Source organism: Methylomonas fluvii, from assembly GCF_014850975.1.
GTDB lineage: Bacteria > Pseudomonadota > Gammaproteobacteria > Methylococcales > Methylomonadaceae > Methylomonas > Methylomonas fluvii.
In genome coordinates this window covers 1-13,000 of sequence record NZ_JACXST010000004.1, presented here as the reverse complement: position 1 = coordinate 13,000, position 13,000 = coordinate 1, and the positions used below count along the sequence as shown (strand labels likewise).

Genomic DNA, 13,000 nt, shown 5'->3' with positions numbered 1-13,000 from the left:
ATTTTTATTTGCAGATAATTTGAGCTCAAGCCAATGGAATGCAAGCCAGAGTCGATAAATGCAAGCTCATTTGCAAATAATCTGAGCCCAACGGTTATTTCAGTTGCAATTATTGTGAGCTCAGAACTGCATCGAATGCGAGCCCAACCGTTTTCAAATGCGAGCCGCTACATGTAGTCCTTAAATAAACATGCATTGTTGCTTATTTGAAAATCCTTACAGAATCAGATTTTGAGGCAGGCGAAAAGATTATAAACAATCTCGGCGATTTGTTTGGCTAAATAAGGTGGCACAGCATTACCAACCTGATGGTACTGTTGAGTTCTATTTCCCTGGAAAAAATAATTATCCGGAAATGTTTGAATTCGCGCAGCCTCCCTGACGGTAAGGCTTCTACATTGTGATGGGTCGTAATGAATGAAATAGTGCCCATCTTTTGCCATGTGACTGGTTACAGTGTTTGACGGTTTATCCGAGACTTGCACCCTGAATCGGTCGGCAAAATTTCCAGTTTCCCAGTTTTTGTGTTGTGGCTCCAGGCCTGGAACCCTGAAATCATCAGCTCCTTTCGGTGAACGGTTATACGCCTTTGCAAAGGCAGCAGCATATAGATATCGCCGCAGATCGCTCGCCATATGTGCTCTTGCCTCATGATTCAACCAAACTTGTGGACGATTCTGTGTATACCATTCCGCCAGTAATTCTGACTGGACCGGAAGGGGGTAATTTTCAGCCGGCATTCTTGTTCCACCAGTATGAATGTGTTTTGAAATCCCATTCATGGCCATATGAATTTCATGTCCCAGCTTTTGGTCGTTTGAATTTGAAGTCAAATATTTTGCGTGGCCAGAAACGGTTCCTGCCCATATTTGAGAGGAGTCTTCTTCGCGGCTTAATTTGCTTCGAAGTGGGGGAAGATCAAATGTTACCTCTCCGACAGAAACCTGTTTTTCAACCTTTCTTAGTAACTGCGTGCCTGTTATCTGAATATCTTCTCTTACCCCAAGCAGGATTACGCGATGTCTGGCTTGTGGTACACCGTATTCCTCTGCCTGAATGATAAAATCATGGGGATTGATGGAAGTTGGAGAGTCACCTCGTTTAAACACAACATCCTTTACTAAAGACAAAATTCTGTATCCACCAGCAGATTTTCCCTCATTAAAAGCAGAGTCAGGATCAGACAAATCTTTAAGAATGGAATGAAATATCAGTTCGCCATTAACTTTGGATGACAATATGCCTTTTACATTTTCCATAACAAATATAGCAGGCCGATATTTCTGAATTATTCTTAAATATTCCTTGTATAAAAAATGCCGATCGTCATTTTCTGGTTGGTAATCAATTTTCCCTTTGTTTCTTGATCTACCTACCAGTGAATAAGCTTGGCACGGAGGGCCGCCGATCAAAACCCATGGCAGCTCTTGATTCAGCTTTTGCTGAATGGCACTGTCGAGCTCGGCATTTCCAGATTCAGTCCCGAGCTCAATTAGTTTTGCCTCTTCGCCGGCCTCTCGCCACAAATCTTCCGTGCCTTCATCCCAAGGGCTATCCCGAAAATCATTGCAGAAATCCAAATAAAGACTCTGCTTATCCTGTGCCTTCCTCAGCAATAGTCTGTAATAAGCTCTGAGCCTTAAAGTCTGATATGCAAACTGATCTTTCTCGGCAGAAACCAGAATTTTGAATGCCTCATCAGCCGCACTTGAAAAGCCTTCCCCCAAGCCGCCAGGACCAGCAAATAGATCAATCACCTGGATATCATTTAACTTCATGTTTTTACCTTTTGCCTTTCGTCGGCTTTACGTTCGATTGATTGGCAATGAGTGTGTCAATAACCTTATCCAGGACCAATCGGGCATCTGCGGCCCCTATCCCCAGGAGGTGGTTCAATATTTTCGAGGCCAGTTCCTCTGCAGAAGGAGCTGTCTGTATTTCGCTTTGATTAATGAGATTCATACAGTGATCGATCACTCTAGCAGGAGGATTGACGCTACCGCTCTCATATCGGCTTATTGAGGATTGGCGAACTCCAAGCTCCTTGGCGAACTGCTCCTGACTTCGCCCATTTCTTGCTGTACGAACTAATTCAGACACTGAAGAAATCATAAATACAGAATAGAATTATGCGTAATAAGCATATTTTAATGATTAAAATGCATTATAGATATTAAGTTTCTATTTGATTGTGATAAACCTCATTATCATCGATAGACTACGTCACGAAACAAATTGGATGGCTATATCATAATACGGCTCGTATCAGGTCAAGTACTATTGGGGGGCCGACGAGTAACCGCTTGTCGGTGTGACGTACACCAGTTCAATTTTCACCCGCTGGTTTTGACACTTTCCTTCGGGTGTTGAATTGTCTGCGATAAAGTCAGATCCGGAAGCGTAATTCACGTGAATTTTCAAAGGAGACACACCGCGCTCGACCAAGTATTTTCTAGCGGATACTGCCCTTGATAATGCAAGCTGCTCGTCATTAGCGCTCGGGATTGGCGTACTGGTCCGGCCTCGAACCGTTATCAACGCGGCATGCTTGGCGTCGTCCAAAATTGACGAATCGCTAAAGTTAGGACGAAAAATAATGCTCCGATTATCAAATAGGACTGTTACGGTATTTGATCGCGGCATTTCAATGATGCCAACATCAGATACCGTGTTAGAGGTAATCGGCTCGACATGGAATGTTTGCGCTTTTGCGACGTTTGCGAACGTCATAAATGACGCAAGTATGACTAGGCGCTTTATGGTCATAAATACTTCCTTATAGGTTGGTGAACGTTGTGTCTGTCAAGGAGATGATCCATAAGACAGTTAGATGCAATGGGTAAAAGGCATAAAAGGCCCATTGGACGCGCGGGATTGGCAATCTCACTAAGCATGCCACCAATGCAACCGGCAATACCGCCAGGGCCCAGTAGTTGCCACTGATTAGACGTAGTGACAGAATGGATATAGTTGCAATTAGTACCGGGGCAAGCCGTGGCGTTTTACAATACCACCACGCCGATAAGCCAAGAATAAGACCAGGCCACCAATATTCGACCACTGATCCACCAAGTAAAAACACTACCGCCGCAGCTAGGTAGCCAGTGATCGTTTGATGCTCGATTAAATAAATGGTGAGCGTGAGAACCAACAACGCGAACATAAAATTTAACGGCCACCACCCAGCAAGTAATCCACCGAGTGCAAGGAAGGCCGGTGTTGCCAGCGATCCACACAAAGCTAATCGCTTTATAATCCGGATATGCACACCACGCTCTAAGGCCATTGGCCTTGCAAGGTTATAGGCAAGGACCAAAACAAATAGCGGCATTGCCAAACGGCCTATGTTGAATAAAACAGGAATGGCTCCCTTATATAGATATTTGTTGGTGTGATCGATCACCATTAGGATCAGGGAAAACCACTTGATGGCTTCGATGGTGCCATCTGCGACAACTACACGAGGATAGTTCATTTCGTGCTTCCTTTTTTTAGCGGCTAAAATATGGTTGTTAGTCAGAACTAACCATAATTTTGCGAGGGATATATGCCATGCTTGCGGCGTGTATTTGCATCGGTTTTTTATATACCGGCGTTATGGGCTCGGGTTGTGCTTGAACAGGTGTCGAGTCTGTTTTCTGTACCTGAACAACCTCTACTATTCCGCCCTTTAAAAATGCATCCAGCCAATCGGCCCATTTGTTGGCCCTTACCATCAAATCGGCTTTGTACACTCCGTTGTAATAAGGGGTTCTTGAATGATAATTGGCGACTTTTGTCCATAAATCACCCTTATCGTCTTTGATATGAACGGCCAGTCGCCATGCGGCTAAATCGTAGGGATAGCAACCTGAGCGGGCTACGTCTTCTGGCGTAATGCCATATTTCGCCAATTGGGTTAGGTACGAGGTGTTGAATTGCATTGGTCCCACATCGTGAGTGCCGTTGGTATTCCTTACCCATTGCCCAGGCTTTCCGCCTTCTTTCTCGGCGATTGCCAGCACAATATTTGCAGGTATATCGTATTTCGCGGCAGCAGTGATAGAGCATACGATCCGCTCTTGTTGTTGTGGACTCTGATTGTTAGGCTGAGCATGCACTAGCATCGGGAGTATGCTGATTGCAACAATACAAAGCTTTATAGCATTCATGAATTGCTCTCCTGTTATGCTGAATGTGCATTACCGCTATCGTTGTTGGTGAATGCCGCGACCTCTTCATCCGGATCTACTGTTTCATCAGATCCCGATAGGCTATCGCCGCCAAACGTGGGTGTTGATTGAGCACTGTTGCTAATTGCAGCCGCGACTTGTCCGCCAAACGTATTGTTGGTTCTGTCCTTAATTTTTTGCTTTGCAACCTCTCCAATTCCGGTTGCAAGATTTTTAACCATTGATGGTCCATATTTGGAATCATTTGCCTGCTTTGACGAACCACTACCCCCCATTGCTTCGCCAAGTGGAGTTGTTGAGTTTGAGGTAGAACCACCGTTAGCGGTGCTCTGACTGCTTTGAAGATAGTCGGCTGTCATTCTGGAAGCTCCGTCCGCCCCACTGCCGGCGAATTCCGCTGCTTTATTTGATGCCGCCATAATGGCTTGAATGCCACCGCTAATATTTGTTGCTCCGGCAGCAATCGCTCCACCGGCAACGCCAATAGCCGCCCCGGCAGTTGCGGCAGCCGCCATTGCCGAGCCGGCTCCAAATCCATTACCAAGTGCGCCGGTTCCCCCTCCGAATGCGACTTGCCCAAGCATTGGGGGCACTTTATTGACCAATAGCAGCAAGACCACTGCTGCTACGAGAAATGAACCCATATCCGCGTAGGTCATATCGGCTTCCATTGCCGCCACATAATCATTGATAAAGGCTTGTCCAATTCCAACAATCAGAATCATTGCCATCAATTGGATGGCGACGTTCAATACCGTTTTGTAAAAGCCGATGGCCATGTCCGTGGTCCATCGACCACCGCCGAAGCCAAGATATATAACGCCTGCGTAGGCAAGAATCCATCCACTAACAAAGAGCACAAGCATATTAGTGGCGATCAGGGCCATGATCACTAGCACGACTGCGCCCATGATAATTAGCGCCGCGCCCTCTACCGGTTCCCAGATTGATGAAGCGGTAATCGCTTTTCCAAATACTTGGAATCCTGCATCGATAATGCCGGACGGCGTTACCGCACCCAATCCGGCCGCATTTGACCCTAACGTTTGCATTGATGCAAAAATGCTGGTTGCCATTGCAGGCCCGTTACTCAAAAGCCACCAGAAAAACCCTGTGGTAATAGTGAAACGGAGGAATTCGGCATAGAACTCGCCAATATCTGCCTTTCTCAATAGTAAAAAACCATGCGTCCATACCATAGAAATTAAGGCCAATACCCAGAATAGCCAGGTCGCTCGTGCAGTAATGGCGGCGGCCCACCCCGCCGCAGCACCGGCAAACCGACCTTGAACATCGTCCATAATGTTCGGCCCATCTATTGCCGCTAAGGCGTCAGTGGATGCGAGCATCAAGAAGGCTAAAAACAAGAATATTTGTCTATTCATTTGCCGTTTCTCGCGCTATTTGATTGACCAGTTTCGATTGTTCGCAGCACCGAAAGTCACACGGCGGGCGCAAGCGGAGGCTAGTCGTCTCCGCTTTTTTTCATTGGCGATGCGAATGAGGTTTTCGTGCCTACAATTTATTTCATTAACAATAAGCGCATCCGCATCTGCATCCGTCTCGGTATCCTCAGCCACTGGCAAGGAGTCTTCGCCTTGATTGACCAACTCATCCCAGTTACTGACGGTTGTTGCAATAGCGGCCACGATAAAAATAACGACCAAGGTATATTTAATGGACATGCGCAATTACCTGATGGCCCAGCCATCATTATCCCGGTATGCATAGGGCACTTCGTGGGCCTTGTCGGATGCGGCTTGTTGTTGCGCTTCTTTATTGGCCAAGGCCTGATTGCGGGTTATTTCGGCGTTTTGTTGCGCTATCAGCAATCCACGTATTTGTAGAAGCTGATTGGCCTGTTGGCTGGCAATTTGATTGGTATATCCGATAGCCTTGACTTGACCATCGGCGCCTTGTGCCGCTGCTTGAATATCTTCGAGAGTTGCGGCATCCGCTTCTAGTGCTGTTTGTTGGCTATCTAGGCCTTCTATTGCGGCCTTGTTTGCTGACTGTTGCGCCTCCGAGCCAAGGTGTACAGAGTCGCGTAAGTCGGCTAAATCGGCATTCGTGCAGGCGTCGCCGTTAAAACAACGCGACCCCCGATAGGTGTTTATGTCTTTAAACTTTGCCAAATAGTTATCAATGTTACCGAATCTGTCTTTATACCGGGTGACGGTATCAATGGTTCCACGAAGCCGTCCCATAGTTGCGGTCGCTCTATCCCAAATATTGACCGCTGGCGACGCTGTGTTTTGCAACATATTTTCATATTGCTGTATCTGCGTTGAATACTGTTCCAATTGAGTACCATATTCTTGAACCTGCTTTATTGTCTGAGCGATTTCTTCGACCGCGGTCATAATGTTTTGTGTCAAGTTCGTACCGTCGATTACAGGAACTCCCGCGACTGAAATGGATGGACTAAACATGACAGTTGCGGTCAACACCCCTACCAATATTTTTTTAGCGGCTAAAATGCTATTGTTTTTCATAAATGACTCCTGTGGTGTAAACCTTAATAATCAAATGCTTGATACGGTTTGGTTAGAGTTAAGTCTTTCGTCACGATAATATTGAATCTATAGCCAGGTCTTATTTCCAAAGTCGGCGCGATATTCATGTTTTTCGCGATCATTTGTGAGGTGACTCGACCTAGTTGTTGTCCCAGCGCATTACTCATCGCACTATTGGCGTTCGGAGCTGTATAAACCCCGTTTTGTTGGTTTTGTTGCTGGTTATAAGTAATGCCTGCTGTAATGGCGGACATTAACAACGCAGACCCAAATATCCGGACAAAATGATGATTAACTTGGTCGGTGAATCCCGCATAACCGGCACTATCTGCGCCCGGCATAGCGCCAATATCCATTGCCTTACCATCGGGGAATACGATACGTTGCCATGCAACAAGAACCCGAGATTGCCCATATTCCACTTCACTTGAATAAACACCAACTAATCGGGAGCCTTGCGGAACCAATAGATATTTTCCGGTTGCCGTATCAAACACGTCCTGTGAAACTTGGGCCATGATCTGCCCAGGTAACTCGGAATTGATTCCAGAAATTAACGTCCCAGGAATAATGAAACCGGCCCGAAGTTCGAATGGCGTTCTTGGCGCTTCCGGTAGTGAGTCCAGTCGCCATCTATCGCTTGATCCTGATTTGCCGAATTGGCTAATATTATTTTTTTCGCCCAGAGTCTCGGAACTAACAAGTTGCGGCGATCTTTCGTTGCCGCCAGTTTCATTTTCCCCGTCTGCTCCCACGATTCCCGAATCCTGCAATGCCGCGAGCCGTTTCTTATATGCGGTCATAGGGTCGGTATCTGTCATCTGTTCTCTGACTGCGGCAAGCTTAGCAAGTACCCCATCTCTTCCGGTTGTTTGCACTTGTGATGCTGCAATTACGCCAGGAGGTGAACCGGAGCTGCGCGGAGCTGTAACCGTCACCATCGTTCTTGCTTTAATTGCATCTTCGAATTGTTGTCGCTTCATTGCGGCAATACGTGCGGCTGCATCCTCTTCCGGGGTACGCGCTCTATTGGGTGCGGCGGATGGCGGCGTTGGAGGCATATCGGCCCGTACTATTTTGACTGGCGGTGCGGGCTCTAGCTGCGGATCAGGTTGCGGATTGGATTCGGGGGGAATAATACCGCCCAGGTTATTGCCCACTATTTCTTTGGCGAGCATATTGGCGTTTCCTGCTTTTTGCCGGTCCGCCGTTTCTGGTTTGTTTTGCTGGTTTGCACGGTCAGCGGCCACCAGAACCATTATGATTAAGAAGATCGATATGGCTACACCCAGGATAAGTACGGGTAAGTTATTTACCCGACGAACGCCGTGACTGGCTTCTGGTTCATCCGGTGACAATTCAGGCGACATGTATTCTTCATTGACGGTATTTGCTGTCGATTCCATTGCCTTACTCCATTTTTGCCCAAGCGCCTGCTGATATGGCGGTGTTGTTCTTCGCCTCATAAGCATGAGTAAACGTCACGTCGTCAATCTTGAGCTTAATGCGGTACAAGTCGGTCACATTGATAGACGGCTTATCAACGACGTACTGAAGCCTCAACCCCGTGCCGCTAACGCTTTGCTTCGGGCTATACTCCTTCACTGCATAGCCTTTTGCTCTCAGCGAATCCACCAATAACATTCCGAATCTATCTGATTTTGGAATGCTTTGGCCGAAATTGAATTGAGTTTGAGCAGGTGGATATATCTTTTCCAAATGATGAATGGTATCTGCCGCAATGCCTTCATGAAGCCCAGAAGGCGCATTTGATTCGAAATTGCCGAATCGTTCCGTTGCGCATCCAACCAGTCCGGCAATACTGATGACGAACGCTAAGATCCTGATCATGTTATTTCACCCGTTGAATGGTTACGGTGTCTTGGTTAGAGCCAACACCTGCAATCATGATTGCTCTATCGAATACAGTGTCGACAATGTAACGGTCGCCCTGTACACGATAATTCACCATCACGGTTTCATCGTCCTCAAACATCCCCCCTTCCCTTCGCACAACCAGCAATGTCGGCGCTTCGGTTTGTGCCATTGTTTCCGGCATTTGAATGATGGTTTTTTGCTTATCGTGATAAACGCGAACCGGGGTCCATGAAATTGGGCCATTAGGTTCGATTTCATAATCGAAATGCAGATCGCCCAAATACTCCCCGGTTTGAGGAATGGTCTTTTCTTGGCGTTCTTTATGTTCTTTATGGACGATGGCATTCCATTTCGCCATCGCATCCTCCGGATAGCTAAACGCCACTTTTGGCATGTACTGTGTTCGGTGTGATCGTAGCTGCAAGTTATAGGCGCGACGATTGGTTGTCACCGATAGCGATGTTTCCAAGCCCACATCATGCGGCTTGATAATCAGATGTTGTACTTCGCTTTGGCCGCTACCCTCAATCGCTGGTTCTATGGTCCATCTTGCCGTATCACCTAAATTAATCCCGTTTACTTGTTCGCCAGGCTGCAACGAAACGTCACACACTTGAAGAACGGCGCAGACAATACTTGGTTGTTGAGCACCGTATAGGAACGTGATCGTACCGTTTTGCCCGCTGGTTGGAGCCAAGCCTGTCGCGCTACTTGCTTTCCATTTTTCGGCTATCGCAATAGCCTGTTTTTCTTGTTTGGTTAATGTCGGGTTTTTGGTTGCAAAATACATATCCGCCATATCAGGCTCCGCCACCGCAGACCGCATCACAAATAGCGTCATGGCTATCTTTATCATTGCGCTGTATTGCTTTTTCATGAGATTGCCTCGTTCGGTTAAAACTGTTGTTGTCTGGACCAGGAAAAGTCTTTCACGTAAATTCCCATTGGGTTTTTCCGGATTTGCTCTTCGCTTGTGGCCGGCGTTGGTTCAACGACTTTAATATTGACTAATGCCCTCATGTATGAGGGTTTTCCGGTCACAATGCCCTGGCGGTCGCGGGTAGTTTCAATCCAATCGACCTCCCAGGTATCTGGGGTTTGGGCCAGGACATTCACCACTTCTACGCTTACCATTTCCTTTATCGCCCGTTTAAACGGACTAGACTCCTCGGTGCCATTCAACCATTCAGTCATTTTTTGTAGCGATGGGTCGCCGGGCGCTAACATAGCGTAGACATCCATAACGGCTTTTCTTTGTAGCGCGATGTCTATCGTGACTATTCGAGAGTTTGATATAAAGGCCGATACCACAGATGCCACTACTCGCCCATCCACCGGTGATGCTCGGTCGGCTCTGGCTATGGCTGCGGTTTGACCAAGCTTGTCAACTTGTATGACGTAAGGCACAAATTTCGATAGCTGGCCGATATGAATCATTCCTCCGACACCGGTTAACGCCACCAACATGGATAATATCCCCATTACTTGCCACGCCTGCCGCGTAGAAATAACGCCCTGTGTGTGATCTTTCCAGGTTCGTCTTGCTGACAAATATGGATTCTCGTTTTCTCCGGTTCTACGGCCACCAATCAGCTTTTCAGGATTTTTTCTGGGGTCTGCTTTTGGGTCTTTTCTTTTAAAAATCATGCTGCTTCCTCCAAGTATTCTTCAATGCTTAAACCCTTACGAGCGAGCCATTCACCCACCCATTCATGACCATGAGTCGCCTTTAATTTCTTGATGGCCGCAACAGAGTCTTTATCCGAAGAGCCCACAAACGCGAGAGCGAGCGGGCCTAACGCAAGATCATAGAGACGACAGCCTTCTTCAGAGACGTAGTAGTAATGCCTCTTGGGGATTGCTGTAGCCAATAATTCGATTTGCCTAGAGTTAAGGCCCATACGGCGATACAGTGCGGTCGCGTCTTCCTCTCTGGCGTAAATGTTTGGCAAGAAGATTTTCGATGCGGTTGATTCGATAATTACGTCGAGGATTCCAGAATTCGCAGCGTCAGATAAGTTTTGAGTTGCCATCAAAACAAAACAGTTCGCTTTTCGCAGTACCTTTAGCCACTCTCGAATTTTTTCCCGGAATACCGCATGACCGAGCATCACCCATGCCTCATCCAAAATAATGACCGTAGGCTGCCCGGTTAATGATCGTTCGATGCGTCTAAAGAGATATAACAACACTGGAAGCGCATAGCGCTCCCCGAGATTCATTAACTCTTCTATTTCAAAAACCGTGAAATCGGTAAGTTCCAGCCCATCCTCTTCGGCATCTAATAGATGCCCCATTGCGCCATCAATGGTGTATTGCTTAAGAGCTTCGCGTATTGCCTCATCTTGAATAGTTACCGTGAATTCAGATAGCGTTCTAGCGCCGCTGTTATGCATGTTGATGATGGCGTTACCAATTTCATTTCGCTGGGCGGGTGATGTAATCAAACCATTTAACGCCAGAATGATGTTGATCCATTCCATAGCCCATGCGCGATCATTTTTGGTTTTCAGGTATTGCAAAGGACAGAAGGCCAGCAATTCGTCGTCGGCGGCCACCGTGAAATGCTTACCGCTTTTCCCTACACTCGTGGCGTGGATTGCTTCGGTTAATGGGTACAGCGACATCCCTTTATCGAATGCAAAGATGTGCATGCCTTGATAGCGGCGCAACTGCGCGGCGAGTATGGCAAGATGGGTTGACTTACCGGCTCCGGTTCGACCAAACATAAATGTATGCCCCACATCGCCTACATGGAGATTTAGACGGAATGGTGTTGAGCCATGGGTAACACAATGCATAATCGGGGGAGATAGTGCTGGATACATTGGACAAGGTGCATATTCTCTGCCTGTCCAAATGGTGCTAATCGGCAACAAGTCCGCCAAATTCATAGTGTTCAACAAGGGACGGCGTACATTCTCGACACCATGGCCCGGCAAACTACCTAAGTAGGCTTCCATTGCGTTAATGGTTTCGATCCTGGCGACAAATCCAAGCCTGTTTATGGCCTTCTCTACCTGTTGAGCCAGTTCCTGTACGCGTTTTCTATTCTCGTCCATTAGGATTACAACACTGGTGTAATAGCCCTGGGCGATTATGCCGCTATTAACTTCAGCTAACGCCGCCTGTGCGTCGTCCACCATGTTTTGCGCGTCCTCGTCTATCGGTCCTGTGTTGAGATTGAACACTTGATCAATGAAACCGCGTACCTTTTGCCGCCATTTTTTTCGAAACTTTTCCAAGTGACTGATAGCCTCGTGAGGGTCCATAAAAATGAACCTTGAGGACCAGCGATATTCGATAGGTAACTCACCAAGGGCGGTTAACATTCCCGGTGTCGATTCAAGCGGGAATCCTTCAATCGCTACTACCTGGATGTACTTACGACCTATCTTGGGAATCACGCCCGCGAGCAAATCCTCTCCACCAATTAAACAGTCGAGATACATGGGGTTTGTTGGCAGTTGTATCGGATGATTTTTTCCGGTAATACAAAACTGCAACCAGCGCAGAAGATCATCATGAATGACAGTTGTCCCATCTTCATTAACGATTTCATGGCCCTTTAATCTGCGTAAGTTGACCGCTGCCGACAATCGCGTTTCGATGTTGTGACATTCACGTTTAAAGTGTTCAATGAGGTCGGTTGTATATGTCTTTGAGTCAGGTTTCCTGGCGTCGTCGTCGAACATAAGTTCAATAAACTTGCGTTCTGCAAGCACAGGCGGGAGATACGTCAATGTCATGACAAAGTACCCTTCGTACATGGTACTTAGTCCTTCGAAAAGTGTCCGGCGCTCTTCGTCGATGGCTGCCGTGATTCGATCAGGAAATGTCGATAACCCCCTTTCTGAATATGACGGCGCCGGGCGTCGCACGGCGTCGACATGGATCATCCAGCCATTGCCTAGTCTGGATATTGCTTGGTTTAATCTGGCGGATATTGATTCGCGGTGTGCTTCGGTTGAACTATCGTTGTCATCACTCGTATAAAGCCAGCCAGCGAGAAACGATCCATCCTTACCAACAATAATACCGTCATCGACCTCGGCGGCATAAATCAACAAATCCGCTACGCTGGCGTTTTTGGAACGATGTTGACTTAACCGACGATCCTTATCCGCCCTGTAAATCAATCTGGCGAGGATTGCGACTAATAGAATCCCTAGTCCCGCAATCATGAGTGTTATGGCCTCGATCATCATCTGTATTGTTTCCCTTGGCTATTTGGATTTTCACGGAACGGGGTGCTTCTGGCCGGGTAATACCCTCTTAAATTACCTACCCGCGTACCTCGATACCGTAAATGTCGTAGATAAATAAATCGCATTTTCGGATCTGATTTGGCCGCCAACCGTGCTAGGTATAATGCACATAACCATAAAACTATCCCGACAATGGCTGCCCTCAGTTCTTGAGCGGAGAAAATTA

General features: G+C 47.1%; 14 protein-coding genes. All 14 read right to left on the bottom strand.

All coding sequences use genetic code 11. The features are described from left to right. Positions 1-224: 224 nt before the first annotated feature. The 14 genes from EBB_RS25375 to trbD all read right to left on the bottom strand — a co-directional run bounded on the left by EBB_RS25375 (position 225) and on the right by trbD (position 12,959). Positions 225-1,778 (bottom strand): DNA cytosine methyltransferase, encoded by a 1,554-nt coding sequence (locus tag EBB_RS25375; protein ID WP_192396478.1) that lies wholly within the window; start codon positions 1,776-1,778, stop codon positions 225-227. Between the two features lie 4 nt (positions 1,779-1,782). Further along, positions 1,783-2,112 carry a helix-turn-helix domain-containing protein gene (locus EBB_RS26820; protein ID WP_225587921.1) on the bottom strand — a complete coding sequence of 110 codons (330 nt, stop codon included), beginning with the start codon at positions 2,110-2,112 and terminating at the stop codon, positions 1,783-1,785. A 165-nt stretch (positions 2,113-2,277) separates the two neighbouring features. Next, complete coding sequence (locus tag EBB_RS25365; protein ID WP_225587920.1) at positions 2,278-2,766, bottom strand: OmpA family protein; 489 nt, start codon at positions 2,764-2,766, stop codon at positions 2,278-2,280. Between the two features lie 10 nt (positions 2,767-2,776). Beyond that, positions 2,777-3,475, bottom strand: a complete 699-nt coding sequence (locus tag EBB_RS25360; protein ID WP_192396476.1) for a TraX family protein — start codon at positions 3,473-3,475, stop codon at positions 2,777-2,779. A gap of 37 nt (positions 3,476-3,512) precedes the next feature. Then, positions 3,513-4,151 carry a transglycosylase SLT domain-containing protein gene (locus EBB_RS25355; protein WP_020485792.1) on the bottom strand — a complete coding sequence of 213 codons (639 nt, stop codon included), beginning with the start codon at positions 4,149-4,151 and terminating at the stop codon, positions 3,513-3,515. A 14-nt stretch (positions 4,152-4,165) separates the two neighbouring features. Beyond that, entirely contained in the window at positions 4,166-5,557 is a 1,392-nt protein-coding gene (gene trbL / locus EBB_RS25350) for a P-type conjugative transfer protein TrbL (RefSeq protein ID WP_020485793.1), read from the bottom strand. 15 nt (positions 5,558-5,572) lie between these two features. Then, on the bottom strand, positions 5,573-5,857 hold the full coding sequence (gene trbK, locus EBB_RS25345; RefSeq protein ID WP_020485794.1) for an entry exclusion lipoprotein TrbK: 285 nt from the start codon (positions 5,855-5,857) through the stop codon (positions 5,573-5,575). Between the two features lie 6 nt (positions 5,858-5,863). Then, positions 5,864-6,667: a P-type conjugative transfer protein TrbJ gene (gene trbJ, locus EBB_RS25340; protein WP_020485795.1), complete on the bottom strand. Its 804-nt coding sequence runs from the start codon at positions 6,665-6,667 to the stop codon at positions 5,864-5,866. 23 nt (positions 6,668-6,690) lie between these two features. Then, on the bottom strand, positions 6,691-8,094 hold the full coding sequence (locus tag EBB_RS25335) for a TrbI/VirB10 family protein (RefSeq protein ID WP_020485796.1): 1,404 nt from the start codon (positions 8,092-8,094) through the stop codon (positions 6,691-6,693). A gap of 4 nt (positions 8,095-8,098) precedes the next feature. Beyond that, positions 8,099-8,539, bottom strand: coding sequence for a conjugal transfer lipoprotein TrbH (locus EBB_RS25330; protein WP_192396475.1), 441 nt, complete (start codon positions 8,537-8,539; stop codon positions 8,099-8,101). Between the two features lies 1 nt (position 8,540). After that, entirely contained in the window at positions 8,541-9,443 is a 903-nt protein-coding gene (gene trbG / locus EBB_RS25325) for a P-type conjugative transfer protein TrbG (RefSeq protein WP_020485798.1), read from the bottom strand. A gap of 17 nt (positions 9,444-9,460) precedes the next feature. Then, entirely contained in the window at positions 9,461-10,213 is a 753-nt protein-coding gene (locus EBB_RS25320; protein WP_020485799.1) for a VirB8/TrbF family protein, read from the bottom strand. Then, positions 10,210-12,774 carry a VirB4 family type IV secretion/conjugal transfer ATPase gene (locus EBB_RS25315; protein ID WP_442785869.1) on the bottom strand — a complete coding sequence of 855 codons (2,565 nt, stop codon included), beginning with the start codon at positions 12,772-12,774 and terminating at the stop codon, positions 10,210-10,212. The genes EBB_RS25320 and EBB_RS25315 overlap by 4 nt, the downstream gene beginning before the upstream one ends. After that, the gene (gene trbD / locus EBB_RS25310; RefSeq protein WP_229427652.1) at positions 12,771-12,959 is read right to left on the bottom strand and encodes a conjugal transfer protein TrbD; all 189 of its coding nucleotides are present in this window, start codon (positions 12,957-12,959) and stop codon (positions 12,771-12,773) included. Before trbD ends, EBB_RS25315 begins: the two co-directional genes overlap by 4 nt. Between the last annotated feature and the right edge of the window lie 41 nt (positions 12,960-13,000).